At 67.3% G+C, this 19,690-nt stretch carries 13 protein-coding genes and 2 pseudogenes; 6 read left to right on the forward strand and 9 right to left on the reverse strand.

The features are described from left to right. Window positions 1–275: 275 nt before the first annotated feature. Together ACFWZ2_RS25600 and ACFWZ2_RS25605 are read right to left on the reverse strand one after the other, a co-directional pair. A complete protein-coding gene (locus tag ACFWZ2_RS25600) occupies window positions 276–890 on the reverse strand; it encodes a transposase (RefSeq protein WP_384549409.1) in 615 nt (204 codons plus the stop codon). Then, window positions 800–1,339: a winged helix-turn-helix domain-containing protein gene (locus ACFWZ2_RS25605; protein ID WP_384549411.1), complete on the reverse strand. Its 540-nt coding sequence runs from the start codon at window positions 1,337–1,339 to the stop codon at window positions 800–802. Before ACFWZ2_RS25605 ends, ACFWZ2_RS25600 begins: the two co-directional genes overlap by 91 nt. A gap of 505 nt (window positions 1,340–1,844) precedes the next feature. Between ACFWZ2_RS25605 and ACFWZ2_RS25610 the strand changes: the two genes are divergently transcribed. The 5 genes from ACFWZ2_RS25610 (at window position 1,845) to ACFWZ2_RS25630 (ending at window position 10,502) form a co-directional block, all read left to right on the forward strand. Then, window positions 1,845–3,494: a type I restriction-modification system subunit M gene (locus ACFWZ2_RS25610; protein WP_384549413.1), complete on the forward strand. Its 1,650-nt coding sequence runs from the start codon at window positions 1,845–1,847 to the stop codon at window positions 3,492–3,494. Then, entirely contained in the window at window positions 3,494–4,759 is a 1,266-nt protein-coding gene (locus tag ACFWZ2_RS25615; RefSeq protein ID WP_384549415.1) for a restriction endonuclease subunit S, read from the forward strand. Before ACFWZ2_RS25610 ends, ACFWZ2_RS25615 begins: the two co-directional genes overlap by 1 nt. Further along, window positions 4,756–8,010 carry a type I restriction endonuclease subunit R gene (locus ACFWZ2_RS25620; protein ID WP_384549417.1) on the forward strand — a complete coding sequence of 1,085 codons (3,255 nt, stop codon included), beginning with the start codon at window positions 4,756–4,758 and terminating at the stop codon, window positions 8,008–8,010. The genes ACFWZ2_RS25615 and ACFWZ2_RS25620 overlap by 4 nt, the downstream gene beginning before the upstream one ends. A 336-nt stretch (window positions 8,011–8,346) precedes the next feature. Further along, the gene (locus ACFWZ2_RS25625) at window positions 8,347–9,726 is read left to right on the forward strand and encodes an AAA family ATPase (protein ID WP_384549419.1); all 1,380 of its coding nucleotides are present in this window, start codon (window positions 8,347–8,349) and stop codon (window positions 9,724–9,726) included. A gap of 32 nt (window positions 9,727–9,758) precedes the next feature. Further along, complete coding sequence (locus ACFWZ2_RS25630; protein ID WP_384549421.1) at window positions 9,759–10,502, forward strand: HNH endonuclease; 744 nt, start codon at window positions 9,759–9,761, stop codon at window positions 10,500–10,502. 105 nt (window positions 10,503–10,607) lie between these two features. Here ACFWZ2_RS25630 and ACFWZ2_RS25635 read toward each other — a convergent pair. The 4 genes and pseudogenes from ACFWZ2_RS25635 to ACFWZ2_RS25650 form a co-directional block, all read right to left on the reverse strand. Beyond that, window positions 10,608–10,901 (reverse strand): annotated as a pseudogene (locus tag ACFWZ2_RS25635) (IS110 family transposase); the annotation flags it as partial. Between the two features lie 510 nt (window positions 10,902–11,411). After that, entirely contained in the window at window positions 11,412–12,347 is a 936-nt protein-coding gene (locus ACFWZ2_RS25640; protein WP_384549423.1) for a hypothetical protein, read from the reverse strand. A 572-nt stretch (window positions 12,348–12,919) separates the two neighbouring features. Further along, window positions 12,920–14,602, reverse strand: a complete 1,683-nt coding sequence (locus ACFWZ2_RS25645; RefSeq protein WP_384549425.1) for an AMP-binding protein — start codon at window positions 14,600–14,602, stop codon at window positions 12,920–12,922. A 103-nt stretch (window positions 14,603–14,705) separates the two neighbouring features. After that, window positions 14,706–16,079, reverse strand: a pseudogene (locus tag ACFWZ2_RS25650) (AMP-binding protein); the annotation flags it as partial. Between the two features lie 149 nt (window positions 16,080–16,228). On the opposite strand from ACFWZ2_RS25650, the gene ACFWZ2_RS25655 reads away from it, so the two are divergent. Next, window positions 16,229–17,035 (forward strand): LuxR C-terminal-related transcriptional regulator, encoded by an 807-nt coding sequence (locus ACFWZ2_RS25655; RefSeq protein WP_384549571.1) that lies wholly within the window; start codon window positions 16,229–16,231, stop codon window positions 17,033–17,035. 63 nt (window positions 17,036–17,098) lie between these two features. Here the strand turns inward: ACFWZ2_RS25655 and dmpI are convergent, their stop codons facing one another. The 3 genes from dmpI to ACFWZ2_RS25670 all read right to left on the reverse strand — a co-directional run. Continuing rightward, window positions 17,099–17,281, reverse strand: coding sequence for a 4-oxalocrotonate tautomerase DmpI (gene dmpI, locus ACFWZ2_RS25660; protein WP_384549427.1), 183 nt, complete (start codon window positions 17,279–17,281; stop codon window positions 17,099–17,101). Window positions 17,282–17,409: 128 nt separating this feature from the next. Continuing rightward, window positions 17,410–18,324, reverse strand: coding sequence for a LysR family transcriptional regulator (locus ACFWZ2_RS25665; protein WP_384549429.1), 915 nt, complete (start codon window positions 18,322–18,324; stop codon window positions 17,410–17,412). Window positions 18,325–18,401: 77 nt separating this feature from the next. Beyond that, a partial coding sequence (locus ACFWZ2_RS25670; RefSeq protein WP_384549430.1) for a winged helix DNA-binding domain-containing protein occupies window positions 18,402–19,690 on the reverse strand: 1,289 nt, incomplete at its 5' end.

The raw sequence follows: 19,690 nt of genomic DNA on the forward strand, positions 1-19,690 counted from the left end.
ACACCTCTGCATTTGAGCCCGTACTTCGCTCTGCAGATGAGCTAGTACGCCGACAGCCCGGGACTGCGGCCCTGCTCCACTCATTGCGCCGCAGACCGCGTAGCACGTCGAGGAGCGACGCCAGCTCTGGCCCGAACAGCGGGCGAGTGTCGATCGGCTTGCCCAGCCAAGTGGGGTCGGATACGCCGTTGGGCCGCAGACTCATGGTCAAAGCCTGTCAGCCCGGAGGCGCGGTCTTCCATCGAATACCGCCTCACGTCACGGGGGTCTGTCGGTCAGTCGCCCATCATCAGGCCAGTGCCGGCCAGACAGCCGTCCACCAGGTCGGGCCGGTACTGGATCTGCCTGAGTCTGCGCTCCACAGCCCGGGTGATCTGGGTGAGGTCGGCTGCGGCGAGGTTGCCGAGGTCGCGTTTGACCAGCGACCAAATGCCCTCCTGCGGGTTCAGGTCGGGTGCGTAGGCGGGAAGCTGGAAGACGGTGAGCCAGGTGGCGTTAGCAGCGACGAACTCCCGCATCCCCGCGGTGAGATGGATACGCACGTTGTCCCAGACGAGCACGATGGGCCCGCCGAGCTGGATGCGTGCCCGCACGACCAGGTCGCGCTGGTCCCGCCAGCCGAAGCCCTTCGGCTGCCCCAGACGGCCCCGGTACTCGCGTACCGCGTAGAACATCCGCGAGCGGCGGCCCGGCTGGTAGCAGACCATCCCTGCCATCGACACCCGGCCGGATCCTCGCCCGCGCACCCGCACCACGGGCGTGCAGCCCCGGCGACCCCACGTCCTGGAGCGCGGCGGCGTCAGCGACTGCCCGGCCTCGTCCTGGAAGACGATCCAGCCACCGAGCGCCGCCGCGGTGCTGTTACCCGAGGCCAGACGTCCTTCTTCCACAACTCGACCGCCGTGCCATCGCGTTCGATGGCCCGGCGGGCGGGCTGCTGCCAGGACCAGCCGTACCGCCTCAGCAGCCGCCACGTGCCTTGGAGCGTGTACGAGACGTGGAACATGCGACCGATCAACGTCTTCACCCGGGCCAGAGTCCACCGCTGATCCGCCCAGCCATGCGCCAACGGCCCACGTTCCAACTCGCGGTCAAGCCGGGCCACTTGAACATCGCTGAGCCGGGGACGTCCGGGTGATCCCTTGGAGGCGACACCGGCCGCGCCACGTTCGCGCCAGGACCGGCGCCGCCGCTCCACAGACCGCTCGCTCACCCGCAGCGCGGCGGCAATCTCCCGGTTCTTCTCCCCGCGCTCGAAGCGGTCCACGGCCTGCAGCCGGACCCGCTCCCGTGCTGCCCTCCCAGTGTCGGTCAGCCCGCCACCCTGCGCATATCTCACAAGCCCACAGCTACCTGACCACCGCAGAGGCGTCAGGAGAACACCCCGACATCACCCGATCAAGTTCAGTAGCCATGGGAGCCTTCATACGGTCGGCTCCTGGGGAGACCTGTTCGGAAAGCCACTGGCACCCTCTGTCCGCGTACCAGACGATCAAGTCCTCCGTAGCGAAGAGCTGACGGTCCTGCCGCAGTCGCAGGCAGCCTTCCATCAGCGTGACCGGACAAGGAGCCTCCTCTCACGGGCTTCAGACAGTAGCTGCGCCCCACGGCGCCGGGTACAGGAGGTCGCCCGTTGAGGCTGAGGCGATTCTGGACCAGACGGAACAACTCCGCGGCGGGCTGCGCCGTCGGCTCCAGCCCTCTGGAAGGGCTGTCAAGGCAGACCGTGGCCTGAGTCTCCGACCGAGACTTGCGCTGGCGTGGCGCTATATGACGTAGACCTGTATAAGACTGGACCGCAACAGACTCCCCTCAGTGCCCGATACGAAAGAAGCGAGCCCTCCGTGCCACCCCGCCAGAAGAAGCAAGCCAAGCCGGAGGACATGAAGTCCATCCTCTGGAAGTCTGCCGACAAGCTGCGCGGCAGCCTGGACGCGGCCGAGTACAAGCATTTCGTGCTCGGCCTGGTCTTCCTGAAATACGTCTCGGATGCGATGGAGGAGAAGCGGGAGCAGCTGGAAGAGGAGCTGCGGGGCGGCGCCATGCTCGCCGAGATGGGTCTAGAAGGCGCTGCCTCGGAGGAACTGATCCTCAAGACGGTGGAGGATCCGCTCCAGTACACCGGGGCCGGGATCTTCTATGTGCCGCCGACGGCGCGGTGGAACGAGGTACTGAAGCGCGCCAAGGTCAGCACCACCGGGCCGAGTGTCGGTGAGGTCATCGACAGTGCGATGACGACCATCGAGTCGTTCAACCGGCCGCTGAAGGACACCCTCCCGAAGATCTACAACAGCGGACGGGTCGACGAGCCCACCCTTGCGGAACTGGTGCGTCTCCTCGACCAGCTGACCTTCCAATCGCAGATCTCACTGGACGGGAAGCGGGTCGGCGCGCGGGACCTGATGGGCGAGGTGTACGAGTACTTCCTCGCACAGTTCGCGCTCGCCGAGGGGCGCAAGGGAGGTGAGTACTTCACGCCGCCGTCAGTAGTACGGCTGCTCGTGGAGATGCTGGAGCCAAAGGAGCGTGAGCGAGTGCTCGACCCCGCGTGCGGGTCGGGCGGCATGTTCGTGCAGGCCGAGAAGTTTGTGGAGACGCACGGCGGCAACCGCTTCAACGTCTCGGTCTACGGACAGGAACGGAACCAGACCACCTGGCGGCTCGCCAAGATGAACCTCGCCATCCACGGGATCGAGGTGGACCTGGGCGAGGAGCCCGCGGACTCGTTCCGCAACGACCAGCACGGTGTTGTGAAGGCTGATGTGGTCCTCGCCAACCCACCATTCAACATCTCCGACTGGGGTGGCGAACTACTCGCCAGCGACGAGCGCTGGAAGTACGGCCCCCCGCCGGCCAGCAATGCCAACTTCGCCTGGATCCAGCACATGGTCAGCAAGCTCGCGGTCGGCGGCCGGGCCGGAATCGTCCTGGCCAACGGCTCGATGAGCAGCAGGTCGGGCGGGGAAGGCGATATCCGGCGGGCAATGGTCGAGGACGATCTGGTCGCCTGCATGGTGGCACTGCCGGGGCAGTTGTTCCGGTCGACGCAGATCCCCGCGTGCCTGTGGTTCCTTGCGGAGGGTAAGGGGAAGCGGCCGGCGCGATCGCCGTGGGTGTCGGCGGACCGGGCGGGCCAGGTCCTCTTCATCGACGCGCGAGAACTCGGGTTCATGGCCACGCGGACAATGCGGGAGCTGAGCGAGGCTGAACTCGGGCGGATCGCGGGGACGTTTCGCTCCTGGCGAGGCGTCGAGGACGAAGCCGCGTACGAAGACGTCGCGGGCTTCTGCCGCAGCGTCGCACTTGACGAGCTGCGCGAACACGACTTCGTCCTGACGCCGGGGCGGTATGTGGGAGCTATGGAGGTCGCGGACGAGCCGGACGCAGAACCGGTCGAGATCAAGATCGCGCGCCTCACAGCGCTGCTGCGAGACCAGTTCACTGAGTCGGAGCGGCTGGCGAAGGCTGTGGACGAGCAGCTGGGGAGGATCTGATGGAGACGTGGCCTCACGAGCCCTTCGCTCACCTGGCTGCCGCAGGTAGAAGTTCCTTCTCTCTCGGCCCCTTCGGGTCGAAAGTTACGACGGAAGACTACGCGACGGACGGAGTCCCTTTCATCCGTGGCATCAATCTCAATAGGGGCATCTTCCGTGATTCGGATTTCGCCTTCATTACTGAAGGCGCGGCGAATGAAGTGAAATCAGCCCATGTGTCATCGGGCGATCTCATCTTCACCCGCAAGGGGACCATTGGGCAGGTTTCGATGATTCCTCGCACCAGCGCGTATCCGGAGTACGTCATCTCGTCCAGCCAGATGAAAGCCAAGCTGGACGAGTCACGGTCAGTGCCAGAGTTCTACTACTACTGGTTTCGCTCTCCACAGGGACAGCGCGCGCTGCTGGCCAACGCCTCTCAGGTAGGCGTTCCGAGCATCGCCAACTCACTGGCCACCCTTCGAGGGCTCAAAGTCCCCACCCCTCCGATGAAAGATCAAGCAGCGATCGCCGAGGTCCTTGGCGCCCTGGATGACAAGATCACAGCCAACGAGCGTCAGCTCGTCACACTCAACGAGTTCTGTTCCGCCTGGCACCAACTCATCATCGATCGCGCTGACGCCAATACTTCAAGCCACACGTTGGCAGAACTGGTCAAACACGGGTTCATGACTCTCGGCGACGGGTACCGCACCAAGCAGTCCGAACACGGTGAGCCAGGACTCCCAATCCTTCGGGTAGCCGACGTTGGCCACGGGGCCATCACTCCCAGCTTCACGCACCATGTCAGCAATGCTTATCGAGCCGCCATGGGGCCGAAGGTGTCCAGGCAGAGCGACGTCATCTTGACGACGAAGGGGACCGTCGGCCGCGTAGCGCTCATCGAGGCTGGATACCCTGAGTTCGTCTACAGCCCGCAGGTCTGCTATTTCCGCCTCGCCAACAACAGTCCAGTCTCCCCTCTTTACCTGATGCACTGGTTCCAGGGCAAGGAATTTTGGAGTCAAGCAGGCGGACTCAAAAGCCAAACGGACATGGCCGACTACCTCAGTCTGCGCGATATTCGGTCGCTCCGAATCACCGTTCCGACGCCTGCTGGTCTCACCGAGTTCAGCAGGATCTGCAACCCGATGCAGGAGCAGGCTGAAGCCAGACGTCGCGAGAACGACACCCTCACCGCTCTCCGAGACACCCTGCTCCCCCAGCTCGTCACCGGAAAGATCCGCGTCAAGGACGCCGAACAGATCATGGAGGACGTCGCATGACCACCGACGGGGGAACGGATGCCGTGGAGATAGAGACAGGCATGGAGATCGGCACGGCTGCAGGCCGTGCCATGTCCGAGCAGGAGTGGGAGCAGCACGCGCTCGGTCAACTTACCGAGCGCGGCTGGCAGCACATCAAAGGCAAGGACCTCCACCCCCGGGACGGGCACCGGAAGGGGTGGGAGGATCTCGTCCTCTACCCCCGCTTGCGCGCGGCCATCACATCACGCCACCCCGAGCTTCCCTCGTCCGCCGTAGAGGACGCGATCGAGCGACTGCTCGACACATTCCCGGCGAACGAGGTCCGCCTGAGCTGGGCCTTCTACCAGCGCCTCAAGGCTGGCGTGAAGGTGTCCTACACCGCCCCCGTCACTCAGCAGGAACGTCACGTAACGGTCCGCCCCGTCGACTTCACCAACCCCCACGGCAACGACCTCGTCGCCGCGAACCAGGTCCGCGTCAAGGGCGCCCGAGGTCGCGTCTTCATCTTCGACATCGTCCTGTACGTCAACGGACTCCCAGTCGCCGTCATCGAGCTGAAGAAGGCGGGCGGTACGGACGACTCACGTTCCGCGTACGACCAGATCCAGAACTACCGCCGTGAGCTCAAACTCGACCGCGTCTTCCGTACGTTGCTCCTCTCGATCGCAAGCGACGGGATAACCGCCCGCCTCGGCACTCCCTACACCCCCTGGCAGCACATGTCCCCGTGGCACGCGGAGGAAGACGGCACCCTCCTCCGCAAACACGAGCGGAACGACGACCGCGCCCTTGACCGCATGATCCACGGTGCGCTCGAACCCGATCGTTTCCTTGACCTGATCGCAAACTTCCTCTCGTACTCTGCCGAGGGAACCGGCGGCGAGGCCGACACCGTGAAGCTCGCCAAGGCCCACCAGTACGTCGCGGTGAAGCAGGCGATCGCCGCCACCTCCTCGGCCGTCGCCACCGACGGGCGGGCCGGGGTCGTCTGGCACACCCAGGGCGCGGGCAAGAGCGAAGAGATGCTCTTCTACACCGGGCTCGCCGCCACCATCCCCAAGCTCCCGAACCCCACCGTCCTGCTCCTCACCGATCGTATCGACCTCGACTCCCAGCTCTTCGACACCTTCGCGCAGAGCAAGAGCCTGGAGATGGTCGGCGGCAGCCCGCAGAAGGCGACCAGGGCCGTGCAGTTGCGCGAGCTGATGACCCGCCGCGCGGACGGCGGCGGCATCGTCTTTTCCACGCTCCAGAAGTTCCGGGTGAGCGAGGAGGAGCGGATGGCGGGCGCCCGGCACTCCGTGATCACGGACCGGCGTGACGTCATCGTCGTCGTCGACGAGGCTCATCGCAGCCACTACGACCTGGAGGACGGCTTCGCCCGCAACCTCCGCGACGCCCTCCCGAACGCCACCTTCATCGCCTTCACCGGCACCCCCATCGACAACCGGACCGGCTCCACTCGCCAGGTGTTCGGGCCGACCATCCACACGTACGACCTCACGCAGGCCGTCGACGACGGTGCGACCGTGCCCGTCTACTACGAGCCGATCCTGCACAAGGTCACCCTCCCCAAGGGCATAGACCTGGACGAGCTCAACGCCAAGGCCGAAGGGCTCGTCGAAGGGCTCGGCGCGGACGAGCAGGCCCGGGCACGCAAGGACTTCGCCCGCTTCGAAGACCTGATCGGTGCCCATGAGCGCATCGGCGCCATCGCCGACACGATCCTCTCCCACTGGGACATCCGCCGCCAGGAGATGACCAAGCTGACGGGTAGTCCCGGCAAGGCCATGATCGTCTGCTCCTCGCGCCGCAACGCCGCCCGCCTCTTCCGGGCCCTGGTCGAACGCCGCCGAGAGTGGACCGGTACCCCCGACCCCGAGAGCGAGCTCTACCCGGACGACTCCGGGAAGATCCGGGTGGTCTTCACCGGCAACCCCGGCAAGGACACGGCCGACATCGCGGACTACGTCCGCACCCCCGCCCAGCTGAAGAAGATCCAGGAGCGTGTCGGCAAGCCAGAGGACGAGCTGGAGTTGATCATCGTCCAGTCCCTGTGGCTGACCGGTTTCGACGCCCCTCCCCTGCACACCATGTACCTGGACCGCCGGATGCGCGGCGCCGCCCTCATGCAGGCCATCGCCCGTGTCAACCGCACATGGGATGAGAAGCCCTCCGGCCTGATCGTGGACTTCCTGGGCGTGGGCAGAGAACTCAAGTACGCGCTGGCCACGTACTCGGAGGCGGACCAGGAACAGGAGACCATCGGCGCGCACATCGACGAAGCGGTCAAGTCCGTACGCGGCATGCACGGCAAGGTCGCCGCCGTGCTGCGGGACTGTCCTTGGCGCGCGACCCTGCGAGATGCCGGATACCGCGAGGCTCTCCGTGAGGTGCTCGATCTCCTGGAGGCCGCGGAACCCGCCCTCCAGCCAGGCGAGCCCACCCGTGCCCAGCGCTTCCTGCACTTCGGTCGCCTGCTCTCCCAGGCATTCTCTCTCTGCCCGACCCACCCCGACGTACAAGACCTGCTGCCTGACATCCACTTCTTCGCGACTGTACGCACCACGTACCAGAAGCTGGCCGCAGAGCACCGGCAGCAGCTCGGTCTGGCCACCGAGGCCGATGTCCGCCGTATGATCGAGCAGCTCAACGCGGAGATGGTGGCCGCGGACGGCGTCGTCGACATCTACGACGCCGCCGGCCTCACCAAGCCCGACCTGTCCCACCTCGACGCGGGCTTCGTACAGCAACTCAAGGACAGCCGCCACCCGAACCTGGCTCTCAAGGCTCTGCGTGACGCGATCGCCCGCGAGATCCGAGAAGCGCACCCGAGCAACCTCACGCGGCAGAAGGAGTACTCCGAGGAGATGAAGTCGGTGATGAACCGGTATCACAACGGCCTCATCGGCTCCGCTGAGGCGGCGAAACTTCTCATCGAGATGGCCCAGGAGGTTTCCACTTCTCGCGCTCTCGCCGCCGAACTCGGCCTGACCGAACACGAGATGGCCTTCTACGACGCCATCGCAGCCAACCCGAAGGCTTTGGAGATGGGAAAGGACATCCTGTCGAAGATCGCCCACAAGCTGTACGAGCAGGTCGCGGACGACGTCACCATCGACTGGCGCATCAAGAGCCAGGCCCAGGACCGCATCCGCGCCAAGGTCAAGCTGCTGCTCAACTTCTTCGGCTACCCGCCAGACGAGGAGCCGGGCGCGGTCGACCGCGTCCTGAAGCAGACCGAGGTGATTGCGGACGATCTGGTCTGACGGCCGGTTGCCATCGGAGTGCGAGCGTCGGCCGACAGGTCGGCGCCTCGCCCAGGGCGACGTCAGAACACGACTCGGCGTGGAGCTGTCCGACCTCTACGCATCAGCCTCGCACGGAACCCCGTAGGCGCCACGTAGAACCGACCAGAGTCGTTACGGACAGAGGCTCCTCCCCCACACCCCGCTCGCCTTAACCGCATGCGTGTGGAGCGCTTTCGTCTCCGCTTTCAAGGCGTCCACCTGATCACCTCACCCCCCTCCCCCGGCTCGGCACCCCATGAGAAGCTGATCGCACCATCCCCGCACGGGGAGCAGATGATCGACTAGGGGGGCGGGGTGTACGTCACAGAATTCGGCCTCTCCAACGTCCGGGGGTTCCATGGGGTCCGTGCCGTGGACGCCCTCACGCTGCCCCAGCCCGGAGATGGTGGCAGTTGGACTGTGATCGCGGGACGTAACGGCTCCGGGAAATCCACGCTGCTGCGTGCCCTTGCCCTCTCACTCGCGGGGCCACATGTGGCCCGCGCCCTCGCCCAGGATTTCAGTGGCTGGATCACCACCGGTGAGACGGCTGCCTGGTCCCAGGCAGCCGTCTCACCGGACTACACGGTCGACCAACTCACCGGCCGGGGTCGAGGACCAGACGGCCACATGATGCTCGGCCTGGACTGGATACTGCCGGACGCAGGTGGCGCCCCGTCCGATAGCCCCTTCGGCAGCCCCGTTCAGCCTTCACTGGCCCCCTACGACGGCATCAACTACGGTTCCCCTTCGTCCGCACGCGGTCCCTGGTCCGACCATCCGCAAGGCTGGTTCTGCGCCGCATACGGCCCGTTCCGGCGCCTCGCGGGCGGCAGCGGAGAAGCCCAACGCCTGATGCTCGCGCCGGGGCCTGCTGGGCGGATGGCCTCGCTCTTCCACGAAGATGCCTCGCTCGCCGAGGGCGTCAGCTGGCTCAAGGAGTTGCGGCTGCGCAGCCTGGAAGGGCACGAGGACGCCGCCGAACTCCTGGAGATTGTCAAGGAGTTGCTCTCCGATGGCCTGCTGCCCGACGGCTACCGGGCGCTGCAGGTCTCGTCCGAAGGACTGTGGGTGGCCCCGGCCGACGCCCCGGACCGGGCCTATCCACTGCGAGAGATGAGCGACGGCTTCCGCACCGTCGTAGCGCTGGTCCTCGATTTGGTCCGACAGCTCCAGACCGCGTATGGAACCCTCGATACCGGAACGGACGGCACCGGCCATCCCATCATTCGGATGCCGGGTGTGGTCATCATCGATGAAGTCGACGCCCACCTGCACGTCACCTGGCAGCGGCAGATCGGTGACTGGCTGAAGAGCCACTTCCCGCGGATCCAGTTCATCGTGACCAGCCACAGCCCGTACATCTGCCAGGCCGCCGATCCAGGCGGCCTGATCCGGTTGCCGGGGCCGGAAGAGCGGCAGGCACCAGAGGTGGTGGCTCCGGATCTGTACCACCGGATCGTGTACGGAAGCGGTGAGGACGCCGTGCTCTCCGAGCTCTTCGGACTGGAGACGCCGTACTCTGACCGCGCAGACAGACTGCGTCAGCGGTTCGTACGTCTGGAGGCAAGAGTCTTCGACGAGGAGGCGGACGACGCCGAGGTCGAGGAGTACAAGGAACTGGCTGCCCGGCTAACCAGTTCCCGAACCGCGCGGGTCTACGAGATGGCGGCGCACCTGGCAGGTGGCCGGTGATCCCCGTCCGGCGGCTGCCGGCCCCGCACCCGATGACCAAACTCTGCGACTTCCGCACCGCGAGGATCCAGAAGGCAGGGGCCACCAGTTCAGCGGCAGCCGCGCAGTGGAAGGCTGCAAAGGCGGTGAAGCGACAGATCAAGGGTCTACTGGAAGAGATGGCACCCGTCCGGACGCGGTGCATGTACTGCCTGGACAACCGGGGGACAGACATCGATCACTTCGAGCCGAAGTCCCTGAATCCCTTACGAACCTTCTCCTGGGACAATCACCTGCTGGCCTGTTCGCACTGCAACAGCAACGTGAAGCGGGACGCCTTCCCTCGCGACCCCGACACCGGCGAATGCCTGCTCATCAACCCAACCGTCGATGATCCCGCCGACCATCTGAAGCTCCGTCTCGGATCCGGAGAGATCACTCATCGCACCACCAAGGGGAAGGTGAGCATCGAGGTGTTCGGACTGCGCCATCCCGATCTGGTGGAAGGTCGAGCCGCGGCCTGCGGAGCGCTGATCGCGCTCCTCATAAACTGGAACGACCTGCACAGCCGGGGCAGCGCCGAGGAAGCGGCCAGAGTGGCCACACTCATCGACCGGTCCGGCTTCCCCGACGTACTCCGTGCCATGGAGAAGCTCGCAGGATCGCCGCTCGCCGCCATGCTGCAGGATCGGAAATTCCCCGAGGCCCTGTCCGCCTGGGTCGCAAGCCCGGGTCGCCAGGGTGCAATTCCGCCGATGCGTACGGGCTCTCCTGCCTCTCTTCCAGCACACCCCTGAGGCGAGACCGCGACCGTGGCATCAGCCGACGCGCACCCTCAGCAAGCGCATCGACCGCACCACGTTAGGGAATCCCCGTCTGTCACTGATTCCTAATGCCGTTTGTCAAGCTGCGAGGACCGTAGGGGACGTGAGTTCGTAGCATCGTCCGTCGCCGAACAGGGCCCAGAGGGCGTTGACTCGGCGGTGTTCGAGAGCGAGGACGGCTTGGGAATGGTGCTCACCCTCGGCTCGTTTGCGGTCGTAGAACCGCCAGGACTCGTCACAGTGCCGGATGTTGAACAACGCCGAGGTGCAGCAGACCCGTTGGAGGAGGCGGTCGTATCGCTGCGGGCATCGCAGGTTGCCGCTGATCTTGCCGGAGTCGCGGGAAACCGGGGTGACGCTGGCGAAGTCAGCAGTGTCGACTCCCTGTCAACACAGGGGCTGGAAGCCAGATCCGAAGACCTTTCGATGCCTGCCGCCACTCCGCCCCAGAATCAACGAGAATTGTGCAAACTGACGCTGCTGGTAACGGGGCCGGTGTGGGCCGGTGGCCGGTGCTCACGCTGGTGGTGGGCGGGTACCCGCGACCATGCCTGCCGAGGCAGGCGGTCGGGCGGTGCTGCTGGTGCCGCACCGGGAGCGAGACATGAACGAGGCCTCACCGCCGCCAGAGTACTGGCAGGTATACAGATGGTGCATACCGCGGATGGCCCGGTGAAGGTCAAGGACGTGCACACCGCGCGGGCTGGGCATCGAACCACTCCAGGTCGAGCCAATGCGCAGCAAGCTCAGCCAACTCGCACAGCGCGGCGCATGATCGTGGCTCTGGATCACTTTCGATATTTGGGCCGCAAAAGGGCACCAGTCACAACATCCATGCCATCACGTGCATTACACGATGCAGCAAGAGACCAGCAACGGATATCAGCTGTCGGGAACGGCCTCCTGTGCTACGTGCCGACGCCAGCATGCCTCCTGAACGGAGAAATGCGCGCGACCAGGAGAAGCGCCTTCGACGGTGATGTCGAGTTGCACTTGAGGGGCAGCCACGCGCTCGACTTGGCCGGTCCTGCAGTTGTACAAGGCGTGAACACCACCGGCCTCACCGAGGTGCAGCACTGGGGAGTCCTCCCGTTCGGGCAGCCCCGCACCGTGGACGTATCGTGCGTACGCATACTGCACGCGCACGCCCAGCCCCTGCTCAAGGAACCCAACCTTGCCGGTGCGGGCAACTTCGTCTCCTCGGTACGACATGGCGCCGTCCGCCCAGAGTCCTAGTGGCACGACGAAGAGAAGCATCATGCATGCAGAACGCAGCCACCGACGATGACGTCGAGGTGCCTGGCGGGCCAGGTGAATGACCGGTGCAGCGAAAAGCCCGCCCATCACTCCGACCAACCATGGCGGAATGGCTGCGGAACCAGGCACGGGACTGATCGACCAGACCGTCAGCCATGCCCCGACGACCACGGACGCTACCAGCGTGCGCCACCAAGAGCGGCGGCGCAGCCAATGAAACGATCTACTGAGCTGGCCCTGCGGATCCACGCTAACGAAGGACTGAAGGACTGCCAGAAAGACGCACAGACCGCCTCCCATGAGAGTTAGCAGGAAGATCCAGATTGACAGACGAGTGAGCATGGTGGCCTTGTCAAGGCCAACTTGCTCCGGTGTCAGCCCGTCAAAGCTCTGATAGAAGGCCTCTAGCGCGCGATACTGAATGATGTACACCGCGAGCCCTGCAAGCCCCATCGTCGCGGCAAAGACCTGCAGGAGATCCTTGCCCGCTGGCTCCCCTGAATCCGCCGCGGGCAGTTCCTCAAGTGAGTTCTGTCGTGACGCTTCCCGTTCCTTGGTCATGTCGAAATCCTGCTCGGGCTGCCGCTCCCCAGCCGTGACTTGAGCAACTTCAGAGATAAAACTCAGCTGTTACCTCATGCCCACCCATCAGGGCGCCCGCATCGGGCGACCAAGCTGAGTAGTTCCGGCCGCCCCAAAGAGAAGATCACCGCGCCCTACACGGCACCCATAGTGGTTACCAAGCACGTCTCTTCTACGAGTAAGCTCTCCCGGATCGCGACCAAAACGGGCCCTTCTGCGGTGTCTCCAGTCGGCCCTACCAACCAAATCACGCCCGCAGCACATGATCCCTCGTGCACAACCGCGCCGGGACTCCCGGGAATCCTCAAGTAGAAGCGGGAATCGCTGCTACAAGAAATGTGTCCCTGACCAATGTAAATACCCTGGTCAGGGGCACAAAACCAGACGACTCGGGCTGTACGCCGGGGCCGTACCGGAGGGAGAGCGCATACGCCCAGTCCAGCCTCAAGCCGACGCGCACCGCCCAGGCCCAGCACGCCCGCCGGACAAGCCGCACGCCCACGCGTCAATGGGAGCAATCGGAGTCTGAGGACGCCGTTCTGGGCACAAGCTCAGCGCTTGCCGCGCTCCACCCACTCGTCCAGCGACCCTTCTGCCGTCCGCTCCCGCAGATCAACCCGCCGAATCTTGCCAGAGATGGTCTTCGGCAGTTCCTCCGTGAACTCAATCCGTCGGATGCGCTTGTAGGGAGCCAGCACGGACCGGGTGTACTCAAAGATCGCCTCCGCCGTCTCTTCCCCCGGCGACCAGCCCTTCGCCAGCACGACGTACGCCTTGGGGACGGAGAGCCGAACTTCGTCCGGCGCGGGAACGACCGCGGCCTCCGCCACCGCCTCGTGCTCCAGGAGCGCGCTCTCCAGCTCGAACGGCGAGACCTTGTAGTCGGAAGACTTGAAGACATCGTCATTCCGGCCTACGTAGGTCAGGTACCCGTCGTCGTCCAGCGATCCGATGTCGCCCGTACGGTAGAAGCCGTCGGCCATGGCCTCCGTCGTGCGTTCCGGGTCACCGTGGTAGCCCGTCATCAGGCCAACAGGCCTCGCCGACAGGTCCAGAGAGATCTCCCCCTCTCTCACGCCCGGTTCACCGGTGACCGGGTCGAGGAGCGTGACTCGATAGCCGGGGCTCGGCCGGCCCATGGAGCCCGGCTTCAGCTTCTGCCCGGGCGAGTTGGCCACCTGGACCGCCGTCTCCGTCTGACCGAAGCCGTCCCGGATCACCACGCCCCATGCGCGGTTCACCGCCTCGATCACCTCCGGGTTCAGCGGCTCACCGGCCGCCACGATCTCCCGTGGCGGCGTGCGCAGTTGACCCAGATCGGCCTGGATCAGCATCCGCCACACCGTCGGCGGCGCACAGAAGCTCGTGACGCCCACGCGGTCCATCTCCGCCATCAGGCTGCCCGCGTCAAAGCGGGTGTAGTTGTAGATGAAGACCGTTGCTTCGGCGTTCCACGGCGCGAACAGGTTCGACCACGCGTGCTTCGCCCAACCCGGCGACGAGATGTTCAAGTGCACGTCACCGGGCTTGAGGCCGATCCAGTACATCGTCGCCAAGTGGCCCACCGGGTACGACACATGCGTGTGTTCGACCAGCTTGGGCTGCGAGGTGGTGCCGGACGTGAAGTAGAGCATCAGTGGGTCATCGGCCGCCGTCGGGCCGTCCGGCTCGAACTCCTTCGGAGCGGATGCCGTGTCCGCGTAGGGCAGCCAGCCCTCGCTCGCGGAGTCCCCGACCACGATCCTCGTGTACGTGCCGGGCACGCCCTCGAACTTCTCGACATCCTGGCCGCGCGTGATCACATGCCGCGCCCTGCCCCGCTCGATCCGGTCCCTCAGATCGACCGTCCCGAGCAGCGGTGTCGCCGGGATCATCACGGCGCGCAGCTTCATCGCGGCGAGCGCGGTCTCCCACAGCTCCACCTGGTTGCCGAGCATCACCAGGATCCTGTCGCCGGCCGCGACACCCTGCTGCCGAAGCCAGTTGGCCACCTGATTCGAGCGAGTCGACAGTTCGGCATAGCTGAACCGCTGCTCGTCCCCGCCCTCCTCCGTGATGTGGAGAGCCGTACGGTCATTCCCCTCGGCGATCGCGTCGAACCAGTCAAGGGCCCAGTTGAATCGCTCCAACCGGGGCCAGCTGAACCCCGCGTACGCGGCCTCGTAGTCCTCTCGGTGCCGCAGCAGAAAGTCCCTCGCAGCCCGGAACTCCTCCGTCACGCTCTTGTCCCTCACCCGTCGCCACCTCTCTCGCACGCCAGCCTCCCGGCCGATACCTCGCCGTATCCCAGCACGTTCATCCACCGATAGCCCACCGTCACGGCACGATCCGCGTTCGAAAAGGAATGCCCCCTGATCTTGACGCCTTGAACACGTCGTCGGCCCTGCCCACATACGTGATGTAGCCGTCGGCGTCGCGCGAACCGATGTCGCCGGTGCGGTAGTAGCCGCCCGCCATCGCCTCCGCGGTGCGGTCCGGGTCGCCGTGATAGCCGACCATCAGGCCCACGGGGTCCGCCCCCAGGTCGAGGGAGATCTCGCCCTCCGTCGCACCCGGTTCGCCGGTCACCGGGTCGAGCAGCTCGACGGCGAAACCGGGCGTGGGCCGCCCCATGGAGCCCGGCTTCAGCTTCTGGCCGGGCGAGTTGGCGACCTGCACGGCGGTCTCCGTCTGCCCGAAGCCGTCCCGGATGGTGACGCCCCAGTCGCGCCGCACCTGCTCGATGACCTCGGGGTTGAGCGGCTCACCGGCCGCGACGACCTCACGCGGCGGGGTGCGCAGCTGGGTCAGATCGGCCTGGATGAGCATGCGCCACACGGTGGGCGGCGCGCAGAACGACGTCACGCCCGCCCGGTCCATCTCCGCCATCAGCCGACCCGCGTCGAACCGGCTGTAGTTGTGGATGAAGACCGTCGCCTCGGCGTTCCACGGGGCGAACAGATTCGACCAGGCGTGCTTGGCCCAGCCCGGCGACGAGATGTTCAGATGGACGTCGCCGGGCTTCAGCCCGATCCAGTACATCGTCGCCAAGTGGCCCACGGGATACGACACATGCGTGTGCTCGACCAGCTTGGGCCGGGCCGTCGTGCCCGAGGTGAAGTAGAGCATCAGCGGATCGTCGGCGAGCGTGATCCCCTCGGGCTCGAAGGCCGCGGAGGCGTCGTCGACACCGTCGTACGCGATCCAGCCCGGGGCCTCGCCGCCCACCACGATCCGCGTGTAGTCGCCGGGCACGTCGGCGAACTTCGCGGTGTCCTCGGGACGCACGACGACATGCCGGGCCCGCCCGCGGTCGATCCGGTCGCGCAGGTCGAAGGGGCCGAGCAGCGGCGTCGCCGGGATGACGACGGCACGCAGCTTCATCGCGGCGAGGGCGATCTCCCACAGCTCGACCTGATTGCCGAGCATCACGACGATCCGCTCCCCGGTCCGCACACCCTGCGCACGCAGCCAGTTGGCGGCCCGGTTCGACCGCTCGGCGAGGCGCGCGAAGGACGACCGGGACTCCGTGCCGTCCTCCTCGACGATGTGCAGCGCCGTCCGCTCATTGCCATCGGCGATGACGTCGAACCAGTCGAGCGCCCAGTTGAACCGCTCGGGCCGCGGCCAGGCGAACCCCTCGTACGCGGTGCCGTAGTCCTCCCGGTGGCGCAGGAGGAAGTCCCGTGCGGTACGGAACTGCTCCGTGGCACTCGTCCCGTTGGTCGTCATCTGCACTCCCGTACCTCGTTGCCGCTCTGATTGCCGGACGCTACGTAACATCGTGTAATCCGTGATGCGGGTCTCACCACCCCCGGACGGGGGGTGTCGCGAGATGAAAGGGCGAACGCGTGTCGGCTGACGGCGGCGAGACGGTGGAGATGCGGGCCGCGCTGCTGCGGCTGCGCCGCGGCACGGGGCTTCCGGTGGCCTTCGGCGGACTCCTCGAAGGACAGCGGCAGCTGCGCATCGAGGAACTGAACGGCACGGCGACGCGTGCGCTGTGCGGGCTCGCCGTGTCGTCGGGCAGCGGCCTCGGCGGCAAGGCCGTCGCCCTGTCGCGGCCGTGCGCGGTCACCGACTACAGCGAGTCCCGGCACATCAGCCACGAATACGACGCGGCGGTCGAGGCCGAAGGACTGCGGTCGGTGCTCGCCGTGCCGGTGGTGGTGCGCCGCCAGGTGCGCGGCGTGCTGTACGGCGCGCTGCGCGCGGCCCAGCCGCTCGGCGACCGCACCCTGTCCGCGGCGGTGGCCGCGGCGCGGGACGTGGAACAGGCACTCGTCGTACGCGACGAGGCCCGCGCCCTGCTCGCGGCCGCCCGGGAGCCGGTGGCCGGGCCGGGGGCCTGGGAGCAGGTCCGCGACGCACACGGCGCGCTGCGCGCCCTCGCCCCGCGTATCGCGGACCCCGCCCTGCGGGCCGAACTCCTCGCCGTGTGCGGCCGTTTGGAGTCGGCCACGACATGCCAGGAACGCGGCGGCGAGCGCCCCGTGTCGCTCGCCCCGCGCGAGGTGGACGTCCTGACCTGCGTCGCCACGGGCGTCACGAACGCGGTCGCCGCGGCGCGGCTCGGGCTGCGCCCGGAGACGGTGAAGGGCTATCTCCGGTCCGCGATGCGGAAGTTGGGCGCGCATACGCGCCTTGAGGCGGTGGTGGCGGCGCGGCGGGCGGGGCTTTTGCCGTGATTCGGGGGGCGGGGCGGTTGCCTCGCCGCCCCGCACCCTCTCCCCCTCTTGTTACTTGTCCGCTTACTTGTCCGCGGTCAGTCGGCCCGCGGCGCCCCAGCTGTCCGCCGGGGTCTCCTGGATCCACACCTGCACGGTCTCGGCTGGGATCTTGTACGCGTCGACGAACGCGTCGGTGATCTGCTTGACCAGCTCCCGCTTGAGCTCGATGTCGCGGGGACCCTGCTGGACGGTGACGATGGGCATGGCTGAACTCCCTTGCGTAGGGCCGGAATCACCCGGCGCCGTGTCCCGGAAGGACCGGGGTTTTCGGTACGACCCCAGTTCAGCCCGCCCGCGCCCCGCGACCAAGAGCCAGCCCGCGACCACAGCGATCAGTTCTCGTGATCGTCGCAGGTCAGGTACTCATCAGCGGCCTCCGGCGGTACGGCAACGCACGCCTCAAGGAAGACGTCCAACTCCTTCGCGAGCCCGCCGGACCGTACGGCGAGCCCCGTCGCGAGCGCGAGCCCCGGCGCGCGGAACGGCACGAACGCCACCCTCGGACTGTGCAGCACGCGCGCGTGCGAGGCGTACACGACCGTCCAATGCGGTACGACGCCCACCCCGATGGTGGCGAGCCGATCCTGCAGCGAACCGCCCGAGGGCCCGGGCACCGGCTCGAACCCCGCGTCGTGGCACGCCCCGACGACGAGGTCCACGAGGGCGGGATTGGTGCGGCGCGCGGTGATGCTCAGCGGCAGCGCGGCGAGGTCGTCCAGCGCCAGGTCGCGCCGCGCGGCCAGCGGATGCGCGGCCGGGAGCACGGCCACCAGGGGGTCGTCCCACAGGGGCACGATGCGTACGCCGGGCACCGGCTCACCCGACCGTACGAAAGCGGCGTCGACGCGCCCGTCCACGACCTGTTCGAGCCGCTCGCGCGCGCTCCCCGACACCAGCTCGACGGGCACGCCGGGCGCCCGCGCCGCGAACTCGGCGAGGACCCGGTCCAGGTGCTCGCCGAGCCCGGTACTGGTGGCGAGGCGCAGCCCCGCGGGCCGCGCGACCGCGTCCCTGGCGCGCTCGGCGGCCGCGAGCACCGCCCGCGCCTCGGGCAGCAGCCGCTCCCCCGCCCCGGTGAGCCGCACATGCCGCGGCGACCGGTCGAAGAGCTCCGCGCCCAGCTCCCGTTCGAGGCGCCGTATCTGCTGGCTGACGGCCGACTGCACGATGTGCAGCCGCTCGGCCGCCCGCCCGAAGTGCAGCTCGTCGGCGACGGTCACGAAGTAGCTGAGCTGCCGGAGTTCCATGCGGGCAGCCTATGCGGGGGTGCCGGAGGCGGACGCCGGGCATCGGTCCGGGCGGTGCCGGGCGCGCCCGGCACCGCTCAGGCGTCGACGACCGTCCCGAACCGGATGTCGTACGACGACGACGTCTCGGCGATCCGCGTCAGCATCCGCTCGGCCTCCCGCGTCAGCTCGTCCCGCCGCGCGCGCCCCAGCTTCCCGAACGGCTCGATGGTGAGCACCGCCGCCCCGCTCCCCGCGTCCTCCGCAAGCCGCCACAGCCCGGCGAGGAACCCGTCGACGAGGAAGACGCAGTACGCGTAATTCCCCTGCCACGTACGCCCCTTGTACTCGGCGGGTACGACGCGGGCCCGGTCGGCGTGCGAGAGGAGGAGGTTGTCGTACTCGGGGAGGAAGCGGGGCGGCGCCGGGGTGTCCGGGTCGGGGCGCGGGGCGTCGGGCAGGTCGAACAGCTCGACGCCGTTCTCGTCACGGAACGTACGAAGTCCGGGCCGCAGCCGCTCGAAGACCTCGCGCAGCCGCGTGAGCCGTGCCCAGGTCTGCATGTCCTTCACGGAGGCGGGCCCGAACGCGGCGAGATAGCGCAGCACCATGGCGTCCGGATCCGACACCGCCTGCCCCGGGCGGCCGAGCCAGTGTTCGGCGGTGGTCAGCGCGACCTGGCCGCTGCGCCGCCACAGCCCGCGCGGGGTCACCTGGACGAGGGGCAACGCGCAGCGCGCGGCGATCGCGAGGGACTGCGGATCGGCGTCGGGCCACCGCGCGAGCAGCACCTCGCGGAGCTGCTTCATCGTGCGGGGCTCCGCCTCGACGGCCGCACGCGCGATCCCCGCGAGCTCACCGAGATCGACACCGCCGAGCCCCTTGCGGAACGCCGTCAGCTCGCCCTGCAGCGCCGCCTGCATCATGTGCCGTACAGGGAGGGCGTCGTCGGCGGTGTGCAGATGGATGGTGGACCGCATGGTGACCATGCGGACCAGCCGACGGTCGGCGAGAAGCGCGGACAGCTCCGCCGGGTCGAAGTCCGCCAGGCGCGCGGCGAGCGCGTAGTAGGGCGGCTTCACGTTCTGCGCCTGGAGTCCGACCAGGTGGGCCACGGCGTCCTCGACGGACAGGTCGCGGGAGCGGCGGAGGAGCAGCTGGCGGTCGAGGGTGGCGCGGTTGAGGGCGCGGGTGGTGAGGAGGACGGGCGAGGTGCGGGCCGGGGCGGAGGCCCCGGTGCCCGTGACGGCCGGAGCGCGCCCGGCGCCACGGCACTGCCCCGCGCCACCGCACTGCCCGGCGCCACCGCACTGCCCGGCGCCACCGCACTGCCCCGCGCCACCGCACTGCCCGGCGCCACCGCACTGCCCCGCGCCGCCTTCTCCGC

This window comes from Streptomyces sp. NPDC059002 (assembly GCF_042740435.1).
GTDB lineage: Bacteria > Actinomycetota > Actinomycetes > Streptomycetales > Streptomycetaceae > Streptomyces.

What these genes read in the sequence shown, in the direction of transcription:
- ACFWZ2_RS25615 (WP_384549415.1), top strand. Translation starts at nt 3,494, where the DNA reads ATGGAGACGTGGCCTCACGAGCCCTTCGCTCACCTGGCTGCCGCAGGT.
- ACFWZ2_RS25620 (WP_384549417.1), top strand. Translation starts at nt 4,756, where the DNA reads ATGACCACCGACGGGGGAACGGATGCCGTGGAGATAGAGACAGGCATG.
- ACFWZ2_RS25630 (WP_384549421.1), top strand. Translation starts at nt 9,759, where the DNA reads ATGACCAAACTCTGCGACTTCCGCACCGCGAGGATCCAGAAGGCAGGG.
- ACFWZ2_RS25640 (WP_384549423.1), bottom strand. Translation starts at nt 12,347, where the DNA reads ATGACCAAGGAACGGGAAGCGTCACGACAGAACTCACTTGAGGAACTG.
- ACFWZ2_RS25655 (WP_384549571.1), top strand. Translation starts at nt 16,229, where the DNA reads ATGCGGGCCGCGCTGCTGCGGCTGCGCCGCGGCACGGGGCTTCCGGTG.
- dmpI (WP_384549427.1), bottom strand. Translation starts at nt 17,281, where the DNA reads ATGCCCATCGTCACCGTCCAGCAGGGTCCCCGCGACATCGAGCTCAAG.
- ACFWZ2_RS25665 (WP_384549429.1), bottom strand. Translation starts at nt 18,324, where the DNA reads ATGGAACTCCGGCAGCTCAGCTACTTCGTGACCGTCGCCGACGAGCTG.